Source organism: Caballeronia catudaia (assembly GCF_001544755.2).
GTDB classification, from domain to species: Bacteria; Pseudomonadota; Gammaproteobacteria; order Burkholderiales; family Burkholderiaceae; genus Caballeronia; species Caballeronia catudaia.
Genome location: NZ_FCOF02000021.1, coordinates 81,023 through 105,009, shown reverse-complemented (window position 1 = coordinate 105,009; position 23,987 = coordinate 81,023). Strand labels below are relative to the sequence as shown.

Below are 23,987 nucleotides of genomic sequence, written 5' to 3'. Positions count from 1 at the left end.
TGTGAAAGTAGGTAATCGTCAGGCTCCTCATGCCCTAACGCCAAAACCCCACCCCGCAAAGGTGGGGTTTTTGCGTTTCAGCTCTCTCTAATAGTGAGAGCCTCGATTGTTTCGGTCGTAAGAAACGCTTGACAATGGCGTGTTGTTACCCCATAATCGATAGTTCTCTGCGGAGGGGTGCCCGAGTGGCTAAAGGGGGCAGACTGTAAATCTGTTGGCTTACGCCTACGTTGGTTCGAATCCAACCTCCTCCACCAGAATTTAAGCGGTAAGGGAATCCAACCCTCGCGGGTGTAGCTCAATGGTAGAGCAGAAGCCTTCCAAGCTTATGACGAGGGTTCGATTCCCTTCACCCGCTCCAGTGTCGGTTTTGTAGTGCCCATGTGGCTCAGTGGTAGAGCACTCCCTTGGTAAGGGAGAGGTCGGCAGTTCGATCCTGCCCATGGGCACCAGTTGTATCAGTCTAGTAAGTTGCGCGCGGCGCAAGGTGCGAAAATCCTGTTAGGAGTCGAAAATGGCCAAAGGTAAATTCGAGCGGACCAAGCCGCACGTGAACGTGGGCACGATCGGTCACGTTGACCACGGCAAGACCACGCTGACGGCAGCAATCACGACGGTGCTGACCAAGAAGTTCGGCGGCGAAGCCAAGGCGTACGACCAGATCGACGCAGCGCCGGAAGAAAAGGCGCGTGGTATCACGATCAACACCGCGCACGTCGAGTACGAAACGGCTAACCGCCACTACGCACACGTCGATTGCCCGGGCCACGCCGACTACGTGAAGAACATGATCACGGGCGCCGCGCAGATGGACGGCGCGATTCTGGTGTGTTCGGCCGCTGACGGCCCGATGCCGCAAACGCGTGAGCACATCCTGCTGGCCCGCCAGGTCGGTGTGCCGTACATCATCGTGTTCCTGAACAAGTGCGACATGGTGGACGATGCCGAGCTGCTCGAGCTCGTCGAAATGGAAGTGCGCGAACTTCTGTCGAAGTACGACTTCCCGGGCGACGACACCCCGATCATCAAGGGTTCGGCAAAGCTCGCGCTGGAAGGCGACACGGGCGAGCTGGGCGAAGTGGCGATCATGAGCCTGGCCGACGCACTGGACACGTACATCCCGACGCCGGAACGCGCGGTTGACGGCTCGTTCCTGATGCCGGTGGAAGACGTGTTCTCGATCTCGGGTCGCGGCACGGTGGTGACGGGTCGTATCGAGCGTGGCGTCGTGAAGGTTGGCGAGGAAATCGAAATCGTCGGTATCAAGACGACGGTGAAGACGACCTGCACGGGCGTGGAAATGTTCCGCAAGCTGCTCGACCAGGGTCAGGCGGGCGACAACGTCGGTATCCTGCTGCGCGGCACGAAGCGTGAAGACGTGGAACGCGGCCAGGTTCTGGCCAAGCCGGGTTCGATCACGCCGCACACGCACTTCACCGCTGAAGTGTACGTGCTGAGCAAGGACGAAGGCGGCCGTCACACGCCGTTCTTCAACAACTACCGTCCGCAGTTCTACTTCCGTACGACGGACGTGACGGGCTCGATCGAGCTGCCGAAGGACAAGGAAATGGTGATGCCGGGCGACAACGTGTCGATCACGGTGAAGCTGATCGCCCCGATCGCCATGGAAGAAGGTCTGCGCTTCGCCATCCGCGAAGGCGGCCGTACCGTCGGCGCCGGTGTCGTTGCGAAGATTATCGAGTAAGAGCCAGGAATCTTCTCGGTAGTTAGTGGTTTCGGGGTTGGCGAAGTCCGCCGGCCCCAAATGGTTTAGGGGTATAGCTCAACTGGCAGAGCGTCGGTCTCCAAAACCGAAGGTTGGGGGTTCGATTCCCTCTGCCCCTGCCAAATTCTTGCGCCACGTGGCGCTGTGTTTAAGGTGTTATGGCGAATCCTTCCGTCGAAACTGTAAATACTTCCGGCGACAAGTTGATGTTGGTGGCGGGCGTATTGTTGGTGTTGGCCGGGTTCGTTGGATTCTTCTGGCTCTCTGGCCAAGAATGGTACGTCCGCGGCGCAGCGCTTGCTGTCGGTGTCATCGCGGGCGTCGCGGTCGGTCTTCTCTCTGCGCCGGGCAAGGGGTTTATCGCCTTCGCCAAAGACTCCTACAAAGAAGTCCGTAAGGTTGTTTGGCCGACTCGCAAAGAGGCCACGCAAACGACGCTGGTGGTCTTCGCGTTTGTTTTGATCATGGCCATTTTTCTTTGGCTTAGCGATAAGTCGATCGAATGGGTGATTTTCTCGGCGATTCTGGGGTGGAAATGATATGAGCGATACTCCGACATCCCCGAGTGGAAAGCGTTGGTACGTGGTGCACGCCTACTCCGGCATGGAGAAGAGCGTGCAACGTGCGCTTCAGGAGCGCATTGAACGAGCAGGTATGCAGGATCAATTCGGTCAGATTCTCGTTCCGACCGAAGAAGTCGTTGAAGTGAAAGGTGGTCATAAGTCGGTCACCGAGCGTCGTTTCTTCCCGGGTTACGTCCTGGTTGAAATGGAAATGACGGACGAGACGTGGCACTTGGTCAAGAACACGGCCAAGGTCACCGGTTTCATCGGCGGCACGCGCAATCGGCCCAGCCCGATCTCGCCGCGTGAAGTCGAAAAAATCATGTCGCAGATGCAGGAAGGTGTCGAGAAGCCGCGGCCGAAGACGCTTTTCGAAGTGGGCGAAATGGTACGCGTGAAGGAAGGTCCCTTCACCGACTTCAACGGCAACGTCGAAGAAGTGAACTACGAGAAGTCCAAAGTTCGTGTATCCGTCACGATCTTCGGCAGATCGACGCCGGTCGAACTCGAATTCGGCCAGGTCGAAAAGACTTAATCGAATACATCGCGCGTAGCCCTATGGCTATCGCGCGATTCGCGCTTACGGTCCGCGTCATGACCGTTGAGGAGCGTCAGTAGCCGGCAACGTCGAACGCGCGCTATCACTCACCGAACGCTCACGCGTTCAGCAGAGGTTTTCAACATGGCAAAGAAAATCATCGGCTTTATCAAGCTGCAGATTCCTGCAGGTAAAGCCAACCCGTCGCCGCCGGTCGGTCCGGCACTGGGCCAGCGCGGCCTGAACATCATGGAGTTCTGCAAGGCGTTCAACGCGCAGACTCAAGGCATGGAGCCGGGTCTGCCGGTGCCGGTTGTCATTACGGCATTCGCGGACAAGAGCTTCACGTTCATCATGAAGACGCCGCCGGCTACCGTTCTGATCAAGAAGGCAGCCGCTGTGCAGAAGGGTTCGAGCAAGCCGCATACCGACAAGGTCGGCAACATCACCCGCGCTCAAGCGGAAGAAATCGCGAAGACCAAGATGCCGGATCTTACGGCAGCTGATCTGGACGCAGCCGTGCGCACGATCGCCGGCAGCGCGCGTTCGATGGGCATCACTGTGGAGGGCGTGTAAATGGCTAAGGTTTCCAAGCGCCTCCAGGCATTCGCAAGCAAGGTCGATCGTCAGAAGCTGTACGCGATTGATGAAGCACTCAGCCTCGTGAAGGAATGCGCGAGCGCGAAGTTCGACGAGTCGATCGACGTGGCAGTGCAACTCGGCATCGATGCGAAGAAGTCGGACCAGGTGGTTCGCGGTTCCGTAGTTCTCCCGGCTGGCACGGGCAAGTCGGTTCGCGTGGCGGTGTTCGCGCAAGGCGACAAGGCTGAACAAGCTCGCGCAGCTGGTGCGGACGTAGTCGGCATGGAAGATCTGGCCGAGCAAGTCAAGGCCGGCAACCTGAACTTCGACGTCGTGATCGCATCGCCGGACACGATGCGTGTCGTCGGTACGCTGGGCCAGATCCTCGGCCCCCGCGGCCTGATGCCGAATCCGAAGGTCGGCACCGTGACGCCGGACGTCGCGCAAGCGGTCAAGAACGCGAAGGCTGGTCAGGTCCAATTCCGCGTCGACAAAGCCGGTATCATCCACGGTACGATCGGTCGTGCGTCGTTTGAGTCGGCGTCGCTTCGCCAGAACTTGTCCGCGCTGATCGAAGCGCTGCAAAAGGCGAAGCCGGCGACGAGCAAGGGCGTGTACCTGCGCAAGATCGCCGTGTCGAGCACGATGGGTGTCGGCGTTCGCGTGGATCAAGCCACGCTCGCGCAGCAGTAAAAATTCCGGGCGCGATCCGATGATCGCGTCTCTAAAAGGGCTTTGGGCGGTTGCAAGATTGCAGTTTGGTCGAGCAACCGGTTGTCAAAGACCGTTGGTGGTGGTGCAGCAGGCAGGCATTGCCTTAATTCAAGCCAACGCAGATGGCGAACCCGAAACAGTTTTGTAGTGGTTGAAGTCGGTTGTCGAGCGTCGTGAGACGGATCACCAATCGATCGAGATACTCCTAACAGTCGGACGCCGTTGTTGAACGTGGTGCATCAGGGTTTGTGGCCCGAATGCATCGAATCTGGAGGTTTAACCGTGCCACTGAACAAAGAAGATAAGCAGGCAGTCGTCGCTGAAGTCGCCGCGCAAGTCGCGAATGCTCAGACGATGGTGCTCGCTGAGTATCGTGGGATCACGGTTGGCGATCTGACCAAGCTGCGCGCGAAAGCGCGTGAGCAACAGGTGTATCTGCGCGTTCTGAAGAACACGCTGGCGCGTCGCGCCGTCGAAGGTACCCCGTTCGCTCCGCTGGCTGAGCAGATGACCGGTCCTCTGATCTACGGCATCTCGGAAGATGCCATTGCCGCCGCCAAGGTCGTCAACGACTTCGGTAAGGGCAATGATAAGTTGATCATCAAGGCTGGTTCCTACGAAGGCAAAGTGATGGACAAGGCAGGCGTGCAAGCGCTGGCCAACATCCCGAGCCGCGAAGAACTGCTCTCCAAGCTGCTGTTCGTCATGCAGGCGCCTGTTTCTGGCTTTGCGCGCGCTCTGGCCGCGCTGGCCGAAAAGAAGCAGAGCGAAGCTGCGTAACGACCGCGCTTGGGCGCTAGTCGCTTAACGTAGGCAAAGCTAGATCGCTAGCTCGATCCGAATTCAATCTAGGAGTATTTCACATGGCAATCGCAAAAGAAGACATCCTCGAAGCCGTTGGCTCGATGTCCGTTCTGGAACTGAACGAGCTGGTCAAGGCGTTCGAAGAGAAGTTCGGCGTGTCCGCAGCTGCTGTTGCAGTTGCTGGCCCGGCAGGTGGCGGCGCTGCAGCTGCTGTCGAAGAGCAAACCGAGTTCACCGTGAACCTGCTCGAAACAGGCGCGAACAAGGTTTCCGTCATCAAGGCTGTTCGTGAACTGACGGGTCTCGGCCTGAAGGAAGCGAAGGACCTGGTCGACGGCGCACCGAAGCCCATCAAGGAAGCGGTGCCCAAGGCTGCTGCTGAAGAAGCCAAGAAGAAGCTGGAAGACGCTGGCGCGAAGGCTGAAATCAAGTAAGTCCCGTTGCGCTGCGCGAAGGCTGGCGGTTTTTCACCGCCGGCCTTTTTGTGCTTTGTGGGGATGCAGTTTTGGTGCTTGTAAGAAAGCATAAACGTCCCTGCAGAAGTCAAAGAGAACGGTCGTGTCGGTATGAATTTCCGGCTGTTCTCTTTGTCTTCTGAAGCGACTGCAGAAGGCAAGTTTGGTCGGGTAGCGGGAAACACAGGCATCCGCTGCCGTCAGCCAGCGGTTGGTAGAGGCCAACCACCAAGCTTCTAGACTCGCGCGTCCTCCCGGGACACGTGCGCGGGTCTCAGTCGGTGAACACCGGGTCGTGACATCGAGGTATCCCGCCTCGGTAACGCCCGCCGTGATTCGGAGATCGTATGCAATATTCCTTCACCGAGAAGAAGCGTATTCGCAAGAGTTTCGCGAAGCGCCCCATCGTTCACCAAGTTCCCTTTTTGCTGGCGACCCAGCTTGAATCATTCCAGACGTTTCTGCAAGCAGACACGTCGTCGTCGCAGCGCAAGGCGGAAGGCCTGCAAGCTGCGTTCACCTCTGTTTTCCCGATTGTCTCGCACAACGGTTTCGCGCGGCTCGAGTTCGTCAGCTACATGCTGTCGTCGCCCGCATTCAACATCAAGGAATGCCAGCAGCGCGGCCTGACGTACTGCTCGGCGTTGCGTGCAAAAGTGCGCCTGGTACTGCTCGATAAGGAGTCGCCGAGCAAGCCGGTCGTCAAGGAAGTGAAAGAACAGGAAGTGTACATGGGCGAGATTCCGCTCATGACGCCGACAGGTTCGTTCGTCATCAACGGAACGGAGCGCGTGATCGTGTCGCAGCTCCACCGTTCGCCTGGCGTGTTTTTCGAGCACGACAAGGGCAAGACGCACAGCTCCGGCAAGCTGCTGTTCTCGGCGCGCATCATTCCTTACCGCGGCTCGTGGCTCGATTTCGAATTCGATCCGAAGGACGTGCTGTACTTCCGCGTCGACCGTCGCCGCAAGATGCCGGTCACGATCCTGCTGAAGGCAATCGGCATGTCGCCGGAGCAGATCCTCGCGAACTTCTTCGTGTTCGACAACTTCGGCCTGATGAGCGAAGGCGCGCAGATGGAATTCGTTCCGGAGCGTCTGCGCGGTGAAGTCGCGCGCTTCGACATCAACGACCGCGACGGCAACCTCGTCGTCGCGAAGGATAAGCGCGTCAACGCCAAGCACATTCGCGATCTCGAAAACGCGAAGACGAAGTTCATCTCGGTGCCGGAAGACTATCTGCTCGGCCGCGTGCTGGCGAAGAACGTGATCGATCCGGAAACGGGCGAAGTGATCGCGAACGCCAACGAAGAAATCACGGAAACGGTTCTCGAAAAGCTGCGCGAAGCGAAGGTCAAGGACATCCAGACGCTGTACACGAACGATCTGGATCAAGGCCCGTATATCTCGTCGACGCTGCGTATCGACGAAACCGCCGACAAGATGGCCGCGCGCATCGCGATCTACCGCATGATGCGACCGGGCGAGCCGCCGACCGAAGAAGCGGTCGAGGCGCTGTTCAACCGTCTGTTCTACAGCGAAGACGCCTACGACCTGTCGAAGGTCGGCCGTATGAAGTTCAACCGCCGCGTCGGCCGTGACGAAATCGTCGGCCCGATGACGCTGCAGGACGACGACATCCTCGCGACCATCAAGATTCTCGTCGAGCTGCGTAACGGCAAGGGCGAAGTGGACGATATCGACCACCTCGGCAATCGTCGTGTGCGCTGCGTTGGCGAACTCGCGGAGAACCAGTTCCGCGCCGGTCTCGTGCGCGTCGAACGCGCGGTGAAGGAACGCCTCGGCCAGGCCGAAAGCGAAAACCTGATGCCGCACGACCTGATCAACTCGAAGCCGATTTCGTCGGCGATTCGCGAGTTCTTCGGTTCGTCGCAGCTCTCGCAGTTCATGGACCAGACCAACCCGCTGTCGGAAATCACGCATAAGCGCCGTGTTTCCGCACTGGGACCGGGCGGTCTGACGCGCGAGCGCGCGGGCTTCGAAGTCCGCGACGTGCATCCGACGCACTATGGCCGCGTGTGCCCGATCGAAACGCCGGAAGGTCCGAACATCGGTCTGATCAACTCGCTGGCTCTGTACGCGCACCTGAACGAGTACGGCTTCCTCGAAACGCCGTACCGCAAGGTCGTGGACAGCAAAGTGACCGATCAGATCGACTATCTGTCGGCGATCGAAGAAGGCCGTTACGTGATCGCTCAGGCGAACGCGGCAGTGGCCGAAGACGGCACGCTGACCGACGAACTCGTGTCGTCGCGTGAAGCGGGCGAAACGCTGATGGTCACGCCGGACCGCATCCAGTATATGGACGTGGCGCCGTCGCAGATCGTGTCGGTGGCGGCATCGCTGATTCCGTTCCTCGAGCACGACGACGCGAACCGCGCGTTGATGGGCTCGAACATGCAGCGTCAGGCCGTGCCGTGTCTGCGCCCGGAAAAGCCGGTCGTCGGTACGGGCATCGAGCGCACGGTGGCTGTCGACTCGGGTACGACGGTTCAGGCGCTGCGTGGCGGTGTCGTGGATTACGTCGACGCGGGCCGTATCGTGATTCGCGTGAATGACGATGAAGCCGTGGCCGGCGATGTCGGCGTGGACATCTACAACCTGATCAAGTACACGCGTTCGAACCAGAACACGAACATCAACCAGCGCCCGATCGCGAAGGTCGGCGACAAGGTTGCGCGCGGCGACGTGCTGGCTGACGGCGCATCCACCGATCTGGGCGAGCTCGCGCTCGGTCAGAACATGCTGGTCGCGTTCATGCCGTGGAACGGCTACAACTTCGAAGACTCGATCCTGATCTCGGAAAAGGTCGTGGCCGACGACCGTTACACGTCGATCCACATCGAAGAGCTGAACGTCGTTGCTCGCGACACGAAGCTCGGACCGGAAGAAATCACGCGCGATATTTCGAACCTCGCCGAAGTGCAGCTTGGCCGTCTCGACGAGTCGGGCATCGTGTACATCGGCGCGGAAGTCGAAGCTGGCGATGTGCTCGTCGGCAAGGTCACGCCCAAGGGCGAAACCCAGCTGACGCCGGAAGAAAAGCTGCTGCGCGCGATCTTCGGTGAGAAGGCGTCGGACGTGAAGGACACGTCGCTGCGCGTGCCGTCGGGCATGAGCGGCACGGTCATCGACGTGCAAGTGTTCACGCGAGAAGGCATCACGCGTGACAAGCGCGCGCAACAGATCATCGACGACGAACTGAAGCGCTATCGGCTCGACCTGAACGACCAGCTGCGCATCGTGGAAGGCGACGCGTTCTCGCGTCTCGCCCGCATGCTGAACGGCAAGGTCGCGAATGGTGGCCCGAAGAAGCTCGCCAAGGGCACGGCGATCGACCTCGCGTACCTCGAAGATCTCGACCACTATCACTGGTTCGACATCCGCCTCGCGGACGAAGAAGCGGCGGCGCAGCTGGAAGCGATCAAGGACTCGATCGAGCAGAAGCGTCACCAGTTCGACCTCGCGTTCGAAGAGAAGCGCAAGAAGCTCACGCAAGGCGACGAACTGCCGCCGGGCGTGCTGAAGATGGTCAAGGTGTACCTCGCCGTGAAGCGTCGTCTGCAGCCTGGCGACAAGATGGCGGGCCGTCACGGTAACAAGGGTGTCGTGTCGAAGATCGTGCCGATCGAAGACATGCCGTACATGGCCGATGGCCGTCCGGCCGACGTCGTGCTGAATCCGCTCGGCGTGCCGTCGCGGATGAACGTGGGTCAGATTCTCGAAGTGCACCTGGGCTGGGCCGCGAAGGGTCTGGGCTGGCGCATCGGCGAAATGCTGGCGCGTCAGACGAAGATCGAGGAACTGCGCCAGTTCCTGACGAAGATCTACAACGAATCGGGCCGCAAGGAAGAGCTGGAAAGCTTCTCCGATGACGAAATCTTCGAACTCGCGAAGAACCTGCGCGAAGGCGTGCCGTTCGCAACGCCGGTGTTCGATGGCGCAACCGAAGAGGAAATGGGGCGTGCGCTCGATCTGGCGTATCCGGACGACATCGCCACGAACCTCGGCATGAACTCGTCGAAGAATCAGGTTCAGTTGCACGATGGTCGCACCGGCGAGCCGTTTGAGCGCAAGGTCACGGTCGGTTACATGCACTATCTGAAGCTGCACCACCTGGTCGACGACAAGATGCACGCACGTTCGACCGGTCCGTACTCGCTCGTCACGCAGCAGCCGCTGGGTGGTAAGGCGCAGTTTGGTGGTCAGCGCTTCGGTGAGATGGAAGTGTGGGCACTGGAAGCGTACGGCGCGTCGTATGTGCTGCAGGAAATGCTGACGGTCAAGTCGGACGACGTGACGGGCCGGACGAAGGTTTATGAGAACCTCGTCAAGGGCGACCACGTGATCGACGCGGGCATGCCGGAATCCTTCAACGTGTTGGTGAAGGAAATCCGCTCGCTCGGTATTGATATCGATCTGGACCGCAATTAATCGGACTACGGAGAGAAAGCAATGAAAGCTCTGCTCGATCTATTCAAGCAAGTCCAACAAGAAGAAGTTTTTGATGCGATCAAGATCGGCCTCGCGTCGCCCGACAAGATTCGTTCTTGGTCGTTCGGCGAAGTGAAGAAGCCGGAGACCATCAATTACCGCACGTTCAAGCCGGAGCGGGATGGTCTGTTCTGCGCGAAGATTTTTGGTCCGATCAAGGACTACGAATGTCTGTGCGGCAAGTACAAGCGCCTCAAGCATCGTGGCGTCATTTGTGAAAAGTGCGGCGTCGAAGTGACGCTGGCGAAGGTGCGTCGTGAGCGGATGGGGCACATCGAGCTCGCGTCGCCGGTCGCGCACATCTGGTTCCTGAAGTCGCTGCCGTCGCGTCTGGGCATGGTGCTCGACATGACGCTGCGCGACATCGAGCGCGTGCTGTACTTCGAAGCGTATGTGGTCATCGATCCGGGCATGACGCCGCTGAAAGCGCGGCAGATCATGACCGAAGAGGATTACTACAACAAGGTCGAAGAGTACGGTGACGAGTTCCGCGCCGAGATGGGCGCGGAAGGCGTGCGCGAGCTGCTGCGCGCGATCAACATCGACGAACAGGTCGAGATGCTGCGCACCGAACTCAAGAACACGGGTTCGGAAGCGAAGATCAAGAAGTATGCGAAGCGCCTGAAAGTGCTCGAGGCGTTCCAGCGTTCGGGCATCAAGCCGGACTGGATGGTGCTGGAAGTGCTGCCGGTGCTGCCGCCGGAACTGCGTCCGCTCGTGCCGCTCGACGGCGGCCGTTTCGCGACGTCGGACCTGAACGACCTGTATCGCCGCGTGATCAACCGTAACAACCGGTTGAAGCGTCTGCTCGAGCTGAAGGCGCCTGAAATCATCGTCCGCAACGAAAAGCGGATGCTGCAGGAAGCCGTCGACTCGCTGCTCGACAACGGCCGTCGCGGCAAGGCGATGACCGGCGCGAACAAGCGTCCGCTGAAGTCGCTCGCTGACATGATCAAGGGTAAGGGCGGTCGTTTCCGTCAGAACCTGTTGGGTAAGCGCGTCGACTACTCGGGCCGTTCGGTGATCGTGGTCGGCCCGACGCTCAAGCTGCATCAGTGCGGTCTGCCGAAGCTGATGGCGCTCGAACTGTTCAAGCCGTTCATCTTCAACAAGCTGGAAGTGATGGGCGTCGCGACGACCATCAAGGCTGCGAAGAAGGAAGTCGAGAACCAGACGCCCGTAGTGTGGGACATTCTCGAAGAAGTCATTCGTGAACATCCGGTCATGCTGAACCGTGCGCCGACGCTGCACCGTCTCGGCATCCAGGCTTTCGAGCCGGTGCTGATCGAAGGCAAGGCGATTCAGTTGCACCCGCTCGTCTGCGCGGCGTTCAACGCCGACTTCGACGGTGACCAGATGGCCGTTCACGTGCCGCTGTCGCTCGAAGCGCAGATGGAAGCGCGCACGCTGATGCTGGCGTCGAACAACGTCCTGTTCCCGGCCAACGGCGATCCGTCGATCGTGCCGTCGCAGGATATCGTGCTGGGCCTTTACTACGCGTCGCGTGAAGCGGTGAACGGCAAGGGCGAGGGCATGACGTTCACGGGCGTGTCGGAAGTGATCCGCGCGTACGAGAACAAGGAAGTCGAACTGGCTTCGCGCGTCAACGTGCGTATCACCGAGATGGTGGCGAACGAAGACCAAAGCGAAGGCGCGCCGAAGTTCGTGCCGAAGATCTCGCTGTTCGCGACGACCGTCGGCCGTTCGATCCTGTCGGAGATTCTGCCGCCGGGGCTGCCGTTCACGGTGCTGAACAAGCCGCTGAAGAAGAAGGAAATCTCGCGCCTGATCAACACGGCGTTCCGCAAGTGCGGTCTGCGCGAGACGGTGATCTTCGCCGACCAGCTGATGCAGATGGGCTTCCGTCTCGCGACGCGCGCCGGCATCTCGATCTGCGTGGACGACATGCTCGTGCCGCCGCAGAAAGAGACGATCGTCGGCGACGCCGCGAAGAAGGTGAAGGAGTACGACCGTCAGTACATGTCGGGTCTCGTCACCGCGCAAGAGCGCTACAACAACGTGGTCGACATCTGGTCGGCGACGTCGGAAGCGGTCGGCAAGGCGATGATGGAGCAGCTCGCGACGGAACCCGTCATCGACCGCGACGGCAACGAGACGAAGCAGGAGTCGTTCAACTCCATCTACATGATGGCCGACTCGGGTGCGCGTGGTTCCGCGGTGCAGATTCGTCAGCTCGCCGGTATGCGCGGCCTGATGGCGAAGCCGGACGGCTCGATCATCGAGACGCCGATTACCGCGAACTTCCGCGAAGGCCTGAACGTGTTGCAGTACTTCATCTCGACGCACGGTGCTCGTAAGGGTCTGGCGGATACGGCGTTGAAGACCGCGAACTCGGGTTACCTGACCCGTCGTCTCGTCGACGTGACGCAGGATCTGGTCGTCGTCGAAGATGATTGCGGCACGTCGAACGGCGTGGCGATGAAGGCGCTGGTCGAAGGCGGTGAAGTCGTCGAAGCGCTGCGCGACCGTATCCTCGGCCGCGTCGCGGTGGCGGACGTCGTCAATCCTGAAACGCAGGAAACGCTGTACGCGTCGGGCGATCTGCTCGACGAGGACGCGGTCGAAAAGATCGAAAGCCTCGGCATCGACGAAGTGCGCGTGCGCACGCCGCTCACCTGCGAGACGCGCTATGGCCTGTGCGCCGCGTGCTACGGCCGCGACCTCGGCCGCGGTTCGCGCGTGAACGTCGGCGAAGCGGTGGGCGTGATTGCCGCTCAGTCGATCGGTGAGCCGGGCACGCAGCTGACGATGCGTACGTTCCACATCGGTGGTGCGGCATCGCGTGCGGCGGTTGCTTCGACGGTCGAAGCGAAGAGCAACGGTACGGTGCGCTTCACGGCCACGATGCGTTACGTCACCAACGCGAAGGGCGAGCAGGTCGTCATCTCGCGTTCGGGCGAAGCGATCATCGCGGACGACTTCGGTCGCGAGCGTGAGCGTCACAAAGTGCCGTACGGCGCGACGCTGCTGCAACTCGACGGCGCGCAGATCAAGGCCGGTGCGCAACTGGCTCAATGGGATCCGCTGACGCGGCCGATCATCACCGAGTGGGGCGGTACGGTGAAGTTCGAAAACGTCGAGGAAGGCGTGACGGTCGCGAAGCAGATCGACGACGTGACCGGTCTTTCGACCCTAGTCGTGATCGATGCGAAGCGCCGTGGCTCGCAGGCCGGCAAGAGCGTGCGTCCGCAGGTGAAACTGCTCGACGCGAACGGCGAGGAAGTAAAGATCCCGAACACCGAGCATTCGGTGCAGATCGGCTTCCAGGTCGGCGCACTGATCACCGTGAAGGATGGTCAGCAAGTGCAGGTCGGTGAAGTGCTGGCGCGTATCCCGGTCGAAGCGCAGAAGACGCGTGACATTACCGGTGGTCTGCCGCGCGTGGCCGAACTGTTCGAAGCGCGCTCGCCGAAGGACGCGGGTATTCTCGCGGAAGTCACGGGCACGACGTCGTTCGGCAAGGACACGAAGGGCAAGCAGCGTCTCGTCATCACGGACCTCGAAGGCAATCAGCACGAGTTCCTGATCGCGAAGGAAAAGCAAGTGCTGGTGCACGATGGTCAGGTCGTCAACAAGGGCGAAATGATCGTCGACGGCCCTGCCGATCCGCACGACATCCTGCGTCTGCAGGGTATCGAGGCGCTGTCGCGCTATATCGTGGACGAAGTGCAGGATGTGTACCGTCTGCAGGGCGTGAAGATCAACGACAAGCACATCGAAGTGATCGTGCGTCAGATGCTGCGTCGTGTGCAGATCGTCGACAACGGCGATACGCGCTTCATTCCGGGCGAGCAGGTCGAGCGTTCGGACATGCTGGACGAGAACGACAGCATGATCGCGGACGACAAGCGGCCGGCGACGTACGAAAACGTGCTGCTCGGTATCACGAAGGCATCGCTGTCGACCGACTCGTTCATCTCGGCGGCGTCGTTCCAGGAAACGACCCGCGTGCTGACCGAAGCGGCGATCATGGGCAAGCGCGACGATCTGCGTGGCCTGAAGGAAAACGTGATCGTTGGCCGTCTGATTCCGGCCGGTACGGGTCTCGCGTTCCACAAGGCGCGCAAGGCGAAGGAATCGTCGGATCGCGAACGCTTCGACCAGATCGCTGCCGAAGAGGCATTCGACTTTGGTACGCCGGAAGCCCCGGCAGCGGAGCCGCAGCAGCAACCGCATACGAACGAGTAAGCGTCCTTCGCTCGTAGCACCATCGAACCGCCCAGCTTCGGCTGGGCGGTTTTTTTTCGTCTGTACGTTTTGCTCGCTGACGCGTAACGCGTATGCGTAGGCGGTGGAACAGATCGCCTTGGAACTCGACGTCGCATGATTTCTTTTGGATATCCGTAAGTGCGCGGCTTAACGGCGTCAGTGGTGCCTTGATGCGGACTTGATTCGCTTTGCCTACAAAACAAATCACGGTTTTAAAGCGAGGATTTTGCGCCCGGGATATGAGCACGAAATGGCGCATTTTTTTACTATTTTATTTCGATTTGCTTACCATTATCTCGTTACAATTCGCCGCGTTCAGTTATCCGCGTCGACTAAATCGTTCTGGTTAAATCCAGCGATAACTCGGCTAGTTCGTCTGAAATCGGGGAAGAAATGATGAGACTTGGCGTAAGAGTTAGAGAGCACCTGTGTGTACTACTCATTGCCTGCCTGGCAGCATGCGGTGGAGGGGGTGGAGGTGGAGGTGGAGGCGGAGGCGGAGGCGGAGGTGATTCCAGTGGAACGAGCAGTCCTGGCGGAGCCGTGATCGATCAGAGTGGCGCCGGCGCTCCCTCGGGCTTGGCATACGCCATTCCTTCGGCCATCTACACGGTTGGAACACCGATCGTACGGAACGCTCCTTCAAGCAGTGGCGGCGCGATTACCCATTACAGCATTTCGCCAGCGCTGCCAGCGGGGCTTTCATTAGATGGCACGTCGGGAGTGATTGACGGTGCGCCTTCGGCAGTGTCTACGGCGGCGACCTACACGATCAGTGCTTTCAACGATAAAGGCGAAGCGACGGCGCGTGTTCAAATCGAGGTCAAGGCCGCTGCGACTGCGCCAGAGTCATTGATTTATCAAAATGTCGATGCAGTGTATTTCACAGGCCAGCCGATCGCTCGCAACGTCCCCCTTACAACAGGTGGTGCCGTTTCGCTTTTCACTATTTCGCCGGCATTACCCGCGGGACTCGCATTGGATCCTGCAACCGGTGCGCTCGGCGGTACGCCTACGACCGTAACGCCACCGGCCGAATATACGATCACGGCTGCAAATACAGCGGGATCCGTCAAAGCGACTGTTCGCCTGGAAGTGCGTGCAGCCACCTCGGCGCCCTCCACACTTCGGTATGCAACCGTCGAGCCGGTGTACGTCGCCGGACAGGTAATCGGCGCGAATCTTCCGGTGGTGACGGGCGGTGAGATCAAGACATTCAGCGTATCGCCAGCTCTGCCAGACGGCCTGAGTTTGAATGGTCAGACGGGGGCGATCACCGGCACGCCGAAATCAAGTACGGCGCAAGCGGATTACGTGATCACCGGAAGCAACGCCGCCGGCGCGATTCAGACGCACGTAAAAATCACCGTCGTGGCAATACCCGAAGGTGCTTGGCAACCTACCGGCAGTCTTGAGCGTGCAAACGCCAATCACGAGGCGATTCTTCTTTCGTCGGGCAAGGTGCTCGTGATTGGCGGCACGAGCGCTTCGGAACTATACGATCCGGCTCGCGGTGCCTGGACGCTGGTTGCGACGATGCTTCCGTCCCGAGCTCGCTTCACGGCGACCTTGCTCTCGAACGGCAAACTGTTGGTCGCCGGCGGTCGGTCCGGTGACGATGGAGAGGCGACCGCGTGGGCAACGGTTTTCGATCCCGCCACGGGAGCATGGTCGTACACAGGGAAAATGAATCATCCGCGCGCAGCGGCCTCGGCTACTTTGCTTCCCAATGGAAAGGTTCTGGTTGCCGGTGGCTATGATTACGACGTCTACCAGAACAAAACAACCTATGTTGCTGAAGCCGAGCTGTACGATCCGGTCAGTGGAACGTGGACCGTCACGGGAAGCTTGAAGAACCCTCGCGCGTATCATGCGGCGGCGCTGATTGCCGGAAACAAGGTGTTGGTGGCCGGTGGCAAGGTAGCCTCGACAACGACGATCACCGCCGAGACCTACGATGTCGCGTCCGGCGTGTGGACCTCCACGGATGAAATGAAAGCGGCCCGGTCCTCGCCGACCATGACAGTACTCGGGAACGGCAAGATCTTGGTTGCGGGTGGAAGCGATTCAAAGTCTGCTGAACTGTTCGACCCGTCTTCCGGTCAGTGGACGCTGACTCCTCCGATGGTGACGAGACGCATTGGTTCGCGAGCTGTGCTCTTACCGAACGGCCGCGTGCTGGTCACAGGCACGCTTGCCACAGTTGGCGACGGTACGTCAACGGAGATTTACGATCCGGCGAGCGGAGCATGGGTAGCGGCAGCGCATACCAGCGTCGAGCGCTATGGACATTCCGCGACGCTGCTGCCTGACGGTTCGGTTCTTGTCGCCGGCAGTGCAACCGGGGGAATCAACGACATTTTCCTACTGTCGTCGTCGGCAGAGCTCTTTCGCTAGACGTAGGCGTGGCCGAAGAGGCGGCTGAGTCCGATATGCCGGAAGCCTCGGCTGCCGAACAGCGGCAGCGGCCGCATACGACTGGCGAGCTGTCGTCGCGTAGGTCGTAGCAAGTCGCATCGAACCGCCCAGCTTCGGCTGGGCGGTTTTTTTTCGTCTGCCGATTCGCGCACGTCAACCTCGGCCATTCGGCCAACGATGCGGTGACGCGCGTCGCCGCGCGCGGATGCGTTGGTAGAATTCGTTATCTATCACGTCGCAGTGCGCGCTTTCATTCATGTCCCGGTCGCTCGAAATACTCAACGAAATCTTCGGCTATCCCGCATTTCGCGGACAACAGGCGGAGATCGTCGAGCATGTGGCGAACGGCGGTGATTCACTCGTCTTGATGCCGACGGGCGGCGGCAAGTCGCTGTGCTATCAGATTCCGTCGCTCGTGCGGCGTGAGGCCGGGCTTGGCGCGGGCATCGTCGTGTCGCCGCTGATCGCGCTGATGCAGGATCAGGTCGCCGCGATGACGGAAGTCGGCGTGCGAGCCGCATATCTCAATTCGACACTCTCAGGCGCCGAAGCCGCCGCGACCGAACGCGCGTTACGCAGCGGCGAGATCGATTTGTTGTACGTCGCGCCGGAGCGCCTGATGACGCCGCGCTTCCTCGATCTGCTCGAAAGCTCCCCGGTCGGGCTCTTCGCGATCGACGAAGCACATTGCGTGTCTCAGTGGGGCCACGATTTCCGCCCTGAGTACATTCAGCTTTCGGTGCTGCACGAGCGCTTTCCGAACGTGCCGCGCATCGCGCTCACCGCAACCGCGGATGCAATCACGCGCGACGAGATCGTGCATCGCCTTGCGCTCGACGACGCGCGCATCTTCGTCTCCAGCTTCGACCGGCCGAACATCCGCTATCGGATCGTCGAGAAGGACAACGCGCGCTCGCAACTGCTCGACTTCATCCGCGCGGAACATACGAACAAGGACGGCACGACCGATGCGGGCGTCGTCTATTGCCTGTCACGCCGCAAGGTCGAGGAAACCGCGGACTGGCTGAAGGGGCAGGGCGTTCGCGCGCTGCCTTATCACGCGGGCATGGAGTTCGAGACGCGTCAGAAGCACCAGGAGATGTTCCAACGAGAGGAAGGCATCGTCATGTGCGCGACGATCGCCTTTGGCATGGGCATCGACAAGCCGGACGTGCGCTTCGTCGCGCATCTGGATTTGCCGAAGAGCGTCGAGGGCTACTATCAGGAAACCGGGCGCGCAGGCCGTGACGGTCTGCCAGCGAACGCGTGGATGGCCTACGGATTGGGCGACGTCGTTCAGCAGCGCAAGATGATCGACGAGTCCGAAGCCGACGACGCCCACAAGCGCGTACAGACCGGCAAGCTCGACGCGCTGCTCGGCCTGTGCGAAGTGGCGTCATGCCGCCGCGTGCGCCTGCTCGCGTACTTTGGCGAGACGAGCAAGCCGTGCGGCAATTGCGATACCTGTCTCGAACCGCCTGCTTCCTTCGATGCCACGCGCGAAGCGCAGATGGCGCTGTCGTGCGTGTACCGCGCGCAGAGGGCGAGCGGGTTTCATTTCGGCGCCGGGCATCTCATCGATATCCTTCGCGGCACGCGCAGCGAAAAAGTGCTGCAACGCGGCCACGAAAAGATTTCCACCTTTGGCGTCGGCGCGGCGCTGTCAGAACCCGAATGGCGTGCGGTGTTCCGGCAACTTGTCGCGTTCGGTTACCTCGCCGTCGACCACGACGGCTTCGGCGCGCTCGTGCTAACCGACGCCAGCAAGCCCGTGCTCAAAGGCGAGGAACACGTCACGCTGCGCAAGTACGTGAAGCCCACGCGGGCTCGGCAGTCTTCGAGCCGCGCTGGCGAACGCGCCGATCCGACCGCCGGCATGTCAGCGCGCGAGAAGGCACGCTGGGAACGGCTGCGCGCCTGGCGCGCCGAGACCGCGAAAAGCGACGGCGTGCCGGCATACGTCATCTTCCACGATGCCACCCTCGCCGAGATTGCGCGAAGCGATCCCGATACCATCGATGATCTGCGCCATATTCCCGGCATCGGCGTGCGCAAGCTCGAACGCTTCGGCGATGAATTGCTCGATGTCGTCGGTTCGGATTGACGCCGGGCGCGGAAAAGTCGCTGAAATCATCGCAACGTATTGACCCGATTGCGATTTTCAGAATATCATGCTTGGTTCTCGTTCTTGGTCCGCCTTCGGATCCGGCTTAGCGTCGGGCGTGGATAGCGGAATTCATCATCGAGATCGTCAAACGCGCAGTTCTTTTCGCTTTGCCCGAAAAAACGCGCGGAATCTGTTCAATTTCAGGAATAAACGATGCCAACCATCAATCAACTGGTTCGCAAAGGCCGCACGTCGGAAACGACGAAGAGCAAGTCGCCGGCCCTGCAGGACTGCCCGCAGCGTCGCGGCGTGTGCACCCGCGTGTACACGACGACGCCGAAGAAGCCGAACTCGGCGCTCCGTAAGGTCGCCAAGGTGCGCCTGACCAACGGCTTCGAAGTCATTTCGTACATCGGTGGTGAAGGCCACAACCTGCAAGAGCACTCGGTCGTGCTGATCCGCGGCGGCCGTGTGAAGGACTTGCCGGGTGTGCGCTACCACATGGTTCGCGGCTCGCTGGATACGCAAGGCGTCAAGGACCGTAAGCAGGCTCGCTCGAAGTACGGTGCGAAGCGTGCCAAGGCTGGCAAGTAAGTCGCCAGTCTGCTGCAAAAGAAACAGGTCGCCGCAAGGCGCTTAAGGCGGTGGTGCCGGAAGTGCCGGTGCTGTCGAGTAAGTGGTCACCCGGCCAAGCTGGTTTAGTCGAATAGATGTGGATCGGGTTAGTTGGTGGCCGCGGAGCAGAACGAAGCTCCAACTGAAAAAGTAAAGGAAGAATCATGCCGCGTCGTCGCGAAGTCCCCAAGCGGGAAGTGTTGCCGGATCCGAAGTTCGGCAACGTAGATGTAGCCAAGTTCATGAACGTGCTGATGCTCTCCGGCAAGAAGTCGGTTGCCGAGCGTATCGTGTACGGCGCTTTTGAACAGATCCAGACCAAGGGTGGCAAGGACCCGCTGGAAGTGTTCACGGTTGCGCTCAACAACGTGAAGCCGGTGGTCGAAGTGAAGAGCCGTCGCGTTGGTGGTGCCAACTATCAGGTTCCGGTCGAAGTGCGTCCCTCGCGTCGTATGGCATTGGCGATGCGTTGGTTGCGTGAAGCCGCGAAGAAGCGCAGCGAAAAGTCGATGGCCCTGCGTCTCGCAGGTGAACTCTCCGAAGCGGCCGAAGGCCGTGGTGGCGCAATGAAGAAGCGCGACGAAGTTCACCGCATGGCAGAAGCCAACAAGGCATTCTCGCACTTCCGTTTCTAAGCTCCCGCTCACCGGGCAAACGGAAATTCAGGGCGGGTGCGCTAGTTTCGGCGCCTCGCCCGTTTGTGTTAGGGCGCGGCCGGCAGTCCGCCGGCGCGTCGACCGAAAAAGGATCCAAAGTGGCTCGCAAGACACCTATCGAGCGCTACCGCAATATCGGTATCAGCGCTCACATCGACGCCGGCAAAACGACGACGACCGAGCGCATCCTGTTCTACACGGGCGTGAACCACAAGATCGGTGAAGTTCACGACGGCGCAGCAACGATGGACTGGATGGAGCAGGAGCAGGAGCGCGGCATCACCATCACGTCGGCTGCTACCACTGCCTTCTGGAAGGGCATGGGCGGCAACTATCCCGAGCACCGCATCAACATCATCGACACCCCGGGACACGTGGACTTCACGATCGAAGTGGAGCGCTCGATGCGCGTCCTCGACGGCGCGTGCATGGTCTACTGTGCAGTGGGCGGCGTGCAGCCGCAGTCGGAAACGGTGTGGCGTCAGGCGAACAAGTACAAGGTTCCCCGTCTCGCGTTCGTCAACAAGATGGACCGTACCGGCGCGAACTTCTTCAAGGTCTACGACCAGCTGAAGAACCGTCTCAAGGCGAACCCGGTTCCCGTCGTCGTGCCGATCGGCGCGGAAGAGAACTTCAAGGGCGTCGTCGATCTGCTGAAGATGAAAGCGATCATTTGGGACGAAGCGTCGCAAGGCACGAAGTTCGACTACGTCGACATTCCCGCAGAACTCGTTGATACGTGCAACGAGTGGCGGGAAAAGATGATCGAATCGGCCGCTGAAGCCAGCGAAGAGCTGATGGAAAAGTACCTCGGCGGCGAAGATCTGACCGAAGCGGAAATCATCAAGGCGATCCGCGACCGGACCATCGCGTGCGAAATCCAGCCGATGCTGTGCGGCACCGCGTTCAAGAACAAGGGCGTGCAGCGCATGCTCGACGCCGTGATCGACTTCCTGCCGTCGCCGGTCGACATTCCCCCGGTCACGGGCGAACTCGAAAGCGGTGAAAAGGGTGAGCGTCGCGCGGCTGACGACGAAAAGTTCGCGGCGCTGGCGTTCAAGATCATGACCGACCCGTTCGTCGGCCAGTTGATCTTCTTCCGCGTGTACTCGGGTATCGTGAATTCGGGCGACACAATCCTGAACGCGACCAAGGACAAGAAGGAACGTCTGGGTCGTATTCTGCAGATGCACGCGAACCAGCGCGAGGAAATCAAGGAAGTGCGCGCGGGTGACATCGCTGCGGCTGTTGGCCTGAAGGAAGCGACCACGGGCGATACGCTGTGCGATCCGCAAAGCCCGATCGTGCTCGAGCGCATGATTTTCCCGGAGCCGGTGATTTCGCAGGCTGTTGAGCCGAAGACGAAGCCCGACCAGGAAAAGATGGGTCTCGCGCTGAATCGTCTGGCACAGGAAGATCCGTCGTTCCGCGTTCAAACGGACGAAGAATCGGGCCAAACCATCATTTCGGGTATGGGCGAGCTCCACCTCGAAATTCTGGTTGACCGCATGAAGCGCGAATTCGGCGTGGAAGCAACGGTCGGCAAGCCGCAGGTTGCTTACCGTGAAACGATCCGCGGCACGGCGGCGGACGTCGACGGCAAGTTCGTCAAGCAGTCGGGTGGTCGCGGCCAGTACGGTCACGCGGTCATCACGCTCGAGCCGAACGAGCAGGGCAAGGGCTACGAGTTCCTGGACGAGATCAAGGGCGGCGTGATTCCGCGCGAATACATCCCGGCCGTGGACAAGGGTATCCAGGAAACGCTGAAGTCGGGCGTGCTGGCCGGCTTCCCGGTTGTGGACGTGAAGGTTCACCTGACGTTCGGTTCGTACCACGACGTGGACTCGAACGAAAACGCGTTCCGCATGGCCGGCTCGATGGCCTTCAAGGAAGCAATGCGCAAGGCAAGCCCGGTCATCCTCGAACCGATGATGGCTGTGGAAGTCGAAACGCCGGAAGACTATATGGGCAACGTGATGGGCGATCTGTCCAGCCGTCGCGGTATCGTCCAGGGCATGGAAGACATGATCGGCGGTGGCAAGATCGTCCGTGCGGAAGTTCCGCTGTCGGAAATGTTCGGCTACTCGACGTCGCTGCGTTCGGCAACGCAAGGCCGCGCAACGTACACGATGGAGTTCAAGCACTACGCTGAAGCTCCGCGTAACGTCGCCGAGGCGATCATCAACGCCAAGGGCAAGTAATTCGGCGCAAGCCACAAGCTTTAACCGATAACCAAACTCTGAAAGAAGGTAATCATGGCAAAAGGTAAATTCGAGCGGACCAAGCCGCACGTGAACGTGGGCACGATCGGTCACGTTGACCACGGCAAGACCACGCTGACGGCAGCAATCACGACGGTGCTGACCAAGAAGTTCGGCGGCGAAGCCAAGGCGTACGACCAGATCGACGCAGCGCCGGAAGAAAAGGCGCGTGGTATCACGATCAACACCGCGCACGTCGAGTACGAAACGGCTAACCGCCACTACGCACACGTCGATTGCCCGGGCCACGCCGACTACGTGAAGAACATGATCACGGGCGCCGCGCAGATGGACGGCGCGATTCTGGTGTGTTCGGCCGCTGACGGCCCGATGCCGCAAACGCGTGAGCACATCCTGCTGGCCCGCCAGGTCGGTGTGCCGTACATCATCGTGTTCCTGAACAAGTGCGACATGGTGGACGATGCCGAGCTGCTCGAGCTCGTCGAAATGGAAGTGCGCGAACTTCTGTCGAAGTACGACTTCCCGGGCGACGACACCCCGATCATCAAGGGTTCGGCAAAGCTCGCGCTGGAAGGCGACACGGGCGAGCTGGGCGAAGTGGCGATCATGAGCCTGGCCGACGCACTGGACACGTACATCCCGACGCCGGAACGCGCGGTTGACGGCTCGTTCCTGATGCCGGTGGAAGACGTGTTCTCGATCTCGGGTCGCGGCACGGTGGTGACGGGTCGTATCGAGCGTGGCGTCGTGAAGGTTGGCGAGGAAATCGAAATCGTCGGTATCAAGACGACGGTGAAGACGACCTGCACGGGCGTGGAAATGTTCCGCAAGCTGCTCGACCAGGGTCAGGCGGGCGACAACGTCGGTATCCTGCTGCGCGGCACGAAGCGTGAAGACGTGGAACGCGGCCAGGTTCTGGCCAAGCCGGGTTCGATCACGCCGCACACGCACTTCACCGCTGAAGTGTACGTGCTGAGCAAGGACGAAGGCGGCCGTCACACGCCGTTCTTCAACAACTACCGTCCGCAGTTCTACTTCCGTACGACGGACGTGACGGGCTCGATCGAGCTGCCGAAGGACAAGGAAATGGTGATGCCGGGCGACAACGTGTCGATCACGGTGAAGCTGATCGCCCCGATCGCCATGGAAGAAGGTCTGCGCTTCGCCATCCGCGAAGGCGGCCGTACCGTCGGCGCCGGTGTCGTTGCGAAGATTATCGAGTAAAATCTCGGATTCGCTCGATCTGAAGTAGAAGTACCCGACCGGGTTCGGGCGTGCGCTCTCCGCAAACGCCCGAACCCACGCTCTTTTGCAAAATCGGCGGTGCAAGACCGCCTCGCTCTTTTAAGGAATCGTCATGCAGAACCAGAAAATCCGTATTCGCCTTAAGGCTTTCGACTATCGTCTGATCGATCAATCGGCAGCCGAAATCGTCGACACCGCGAAGCGGACTGGCGCGATCGTTCGTGGCCCGGTGCCGCTGCCGACGCGTATTCAGCGTTTTGACATCCTGCGTTCGCCGCACGTCAACAAGACGTCGCGCGACCAGCTCGAAATCCGCACGCATCAACGCCTGATGGACATCGTCGATCCGACGGACAAGACGGTCGACGCGCTGATGAAGCTCGATCTGCCGGCTGGCGTGGACGTCGAGATCAAGCTGCAGTAAGTCTGAAAAGCTCCGCTGACGGCGGCAAAACCGTCTAACGGAGCTAAGTCTTTGATTGCTTGCATGATTCGAAAAGCCTTGTTATACTCCAAGGCTTTTCGCGCCTACGTGCACGAAAAAGACGCAAGAAAGCCGGCCCAGTTTTTCGTAACGAAGCCGGCATTTGTAAATCAG

General features: G+C 60.1%; 16 protein-coding genes and 4 tRNA genes. All 20 read left to right on the top strand.

The features are described from left to right. The first annotated feature begins 171 nt into the window (after positions 1-171). The 20 genes from AWB75_RS22010 to rpsJ all read left to right on the top strand — a co-directional run bounded on the left by AWB75_RS22010 (position 172) and on the right by rpsJ (position 23,813). Positions 172-257 (top strand) — tRNA-Tyr (locus AWB75_RS22010). A 30-nt stretch (positions 258-287) separates the two neighbouring features. Beyond that, positions 288-361, top strand: a tRNA-Gly gene (locus AWB75_RS22005). A 16-nt stretch (positions 362-377) separates the two neighbouring features. Continuing rightward, a tRNA-Thr gene (locus tag AWB75_RS22000) sits at positions 378-452 on the top strand. Between the two features lie 62 nt (positions 453-514). Further along, positions 515-1,705: an elongation factor Tu gene (gene tuf / locus AWB75_RS21995; protein ID WP_061126160.1), complete on the top strand. Its 1,191-nt coding sequence runs from the start codon at positions 515-517 to the stop codon at positions 1,703-1,705. A 67-nt stretch (positions 1,706-1,772) separates the two neighbouring features. Further along, positions 1,773-1,848, top strand: a tRNA-Trp gene (locus tag AWB75_RS21990). Between the two features lie 36 nt (positions 1,849-1,884). Then, positions 1,885-2,265 carry a preprotein translocase subunit SecE gene (gene secE, locus AWB75_RS21985; protein WP_008343790.1) on the top strand — a complete coding sequence of 127 codons (381 nt, stop codon included), beginning with the start codon at positions 1,885-1,887 and terminating at the stop codon, positions 2,263-2,265. Between the two features lies 1 nt (position 2,266). After that, positions 2,267-2,824, top strand: a complete 558-nt coding sequence (gene nusG, locus AWB75_RS21980) for a transcription termination/antitermination protein NusG (RefSeq protein WP_035970531.1) — start codon at positions 2,267-2,269, stop codon at positions 2,822-2,824. Positions 2,825-2,971: 147 nt separating this feature from the next. Next, positions 2,972-3,403 carry a 50S ribosomal protein L11 gene (rplK, locus tag AWB75_RS21975; protein ID WP_008343796.1) on the top strand — a complete coding sequence of 144 codons (432 nt, stop codon included), beginning with the start codon at positions 2,972-2,974 and terminating at the stop codon, positions 3,401-3,403. After that, positions 3,404-4,102, top strand: coding sequence for a 50S ribosomal protein L1 (gene rplA / locus AWB75_RS21970; protein ID WP_061126166.1), 699 nt, complete (start codon positions 3,404-3,406; stop codon positions 4,100-4,102). A gap of 303 nt (positions 4,103-4,405) precedes the next feature. Further along, on the top strand, positions 4,406-4,903 hold the full coding sequence (gene rplJ, locus AWB75_RS21965; RefSeq protein ID WP_061126176.1) for a 50S ribosomal protein L10: 498 nt from the start codon (positions 4,406-4,408) through the stop codon (positions 4,901-4,903). An 83-nt stretch (positions 4,904-4,986) separates the two neighbouring features. Continuing rightward, positions 4,987-5,361: a 50S ribosomal protein L7/L12 gene (rplL, locus tag AWB75_RS21960; protein WP_061126165.1), complete on the top strand. Its 375-nt coding sequence runs from the start codon at positions 4,987-4,989 to the stop codon at positions 5,359-5,361. Between the two features lie 368 nt (positions 5,362-5,729). After that, positions 5,730-9,836: a DNA-directed RNA polymerase subunit beta gene (gene rpoB, locus AWB75_RS21955; RefSeq protein WP_061126164.1), complete on the top strand. Its 4,107-nt coding sequence runs from the start codon at positions 5,730-5,732 to the stop codon at positions 9,834-9,836. A 21-nt stretch (positions 9,837-9,857) separates the two neighbouring features. Then, positions 9,858-14,105 carry a DNA-directed RNA polymerase subunit beta' gene (gene rpoC / locus AWB75_RS21950; protein ID WP_061126163.1) on the top strand — a complete coding sequence of 1,416 codons (4,248 nt, stop codon included), beginning with the start codon at positions 9,858-9,860 and terminating at the stop codon, positions 14,103-14,105. A 564-nt stretch (positions 14,106-14,669) separates the two neighbouring features. Next, positions 14,670-16,523: a Kelch repeat-containing protein gene (locus AWB75_RS21945; RefSeq protein ID WP_159462797.1), complete on the top strand. Its 1,854-nt coding sequence runs from the start codon at positions 14,670-14,672 to the stop codon at positions 16,521-16,523. A 277-nt stretch (positions 16,524-16,800) separates the two neighbouring features. Next, a complete protein-coding gene (recQ, locus tag AWB75_RS21940; RefSeq protein ID WP_061126161.1) occupies positions 16,801-18,648 on the top strand; it encodes a DNA helicase RecQ in 1,848 nt (615 codons plus the stop codon). A gap of 216 nt (positions 18,649-18,864) precedes the next feature. Continuing rightward, the gene (rpsL, locus tag AWB75_RS21935) at positions 18,865-19,245 is read left to right on the top strand and encodes a 30S ribosomal protein S12 (RefSeq protein ID WP_006053290.1); all 381 of its coding nucleotides are present in this window, start codon (positions 18,865-18,867) and stop codon (positions 19,243-19,245) included. A 185-nt stretch (positions 19,246-19,430) separates the two neighbouring features. Beyond that, positions 19,431-19,901 carry a 30S ribosomal protein S7 gene (rpsG, locus tag AWB75_RS21930; RefSeq protein ID WP_006053291.1) on the top strand — a complete coding sequence of 157 codons (471 nt, stop codon included), beginning with the start codon at positions 19,431-19,433 and terminating at the stop codon, positions 19,899-19,901. 119 nt (positions 19,902-20,020) lie between these two features. After that, positions 20,021-22,123 (top strand): elongation factor G, encoded by a 2,103-nt coding sequence (gene fusA, locus AWB75_RS21925; protein ID WP_061126175.1) that lies wholly within the window; start codon positions 20,021-20,023, stop codon positions 22,121-22,123. Between the two features lie 54 nt (positions 22,124-22,177). Next, complete coding sequence (gene tuf / locus AWB75_RS21920) at positions 22,178-23,368, top strand: elongation factor Tu (protein WP_061126160.1); 1,191 nt, start codon at positions 22,178-22,180, stop codon at positions 23,366-23,368. A 133-nt stretch (positions 23,369-23,501) separates the two neighbouring features. After that, positions 23,502-23,813, top strand: a complete 312-nt coding sequence (gene rpsJ, locus AWB75_RS21915) for a 30S ribosomal protein S10 (protein WP_006998489.1) — start codon at positions 23,502-23,504, stop codon at positions 23,811-23,813. The last annotated feature ends 174 nt before the right edge of the window (positions 23,814-23,987 follow it).

Bases quoted from the DNA above. Each gene is read 5' to 3' on its own strand.
- tuf (WP_061126160.1), top strand. From the start codon at position 515: ATGGCCAAAGGTAAATTCGAGCGGACCAAGCCGCACGTGAACGTGGGC.
- secE (WP_008343790.1), top strand. From the start codon at position 1,885: ATGGCGAATCCTTCCGTCGAAACTGTAAATACTTCCGGCGACAAGTTG.
- nusG (WP_035970531.1), top strand. From the start codon at position 2,267: ATGAGCGATACTCCGACATCCCCGAGTGGAAAGCGTTGGTACGTGGTG.
- rplK (WP_008343796.1), top strand. From the start codon at position 2,972: ATGGCAAAGAAAATCATCGGCTTTATCAAGCTGCAGATTCCTGCAGGT.
- rplA (WP_061126166.1), top strand. From the start codon at position 3,404: ATGGCTAAGGTTTCCAAGCGCCTCCAGGCATTCGCAAGCAAGGTCGAT.
- rplL (WP_061126165.1), top strand. From the start codon at position 4,987: ATGGCAATCGCAAAAGAAGACATCCTCGAAGCCGTTGGCTCGATGTCC.
- rpoB (WP_061126164.1), top strand. From the start codon at position 5,730: ATGCAATATTCCTTCACCGAGAAGAAGCGTATTCGCAAGAGTTTCGCG.
- rpoC (WP_061126163.1), top strand. From the start codon at position 9,858: ATGAAAGCTCTGCTCGATCTATTCAAGCAAGTCCAACAAGAAGAAGTT.
- recQ (WP_061126161.1), top strand. From the start codon at position 16,801: ATGTCCCGGTCGCTCGAAATACTCAACGAAATCTTCGGCTATCCCGCA.
- rpsL (WP_006053290.1), top strand. From the start codon at position 18,865: ATGCCAACCATCAATCAACTGGTTCGCAAAGGCCGCACGTCGGAAACG.
- rpsG (WP_006053291.1), top strand. From the start codon at position 19,431: ATGCCGCGTCGTCGCGAAGTCCCCAAGCGGGAAGTGTTGCCGGATCCG.
- tuf (WP_061126160.1), top strand. From the start codon at position 22,178: ATGGCAAAAGGTAAATTCGAGCGGACCAAGCCGCACGTGAACGTGGGC.
- rpsJ (WP_006998489.1), top strand. From the start codon at position 23,502: ATGCAGAACCAGAAAATCCGTATTCGCCTTAAGGCTTTCGACTATCGT.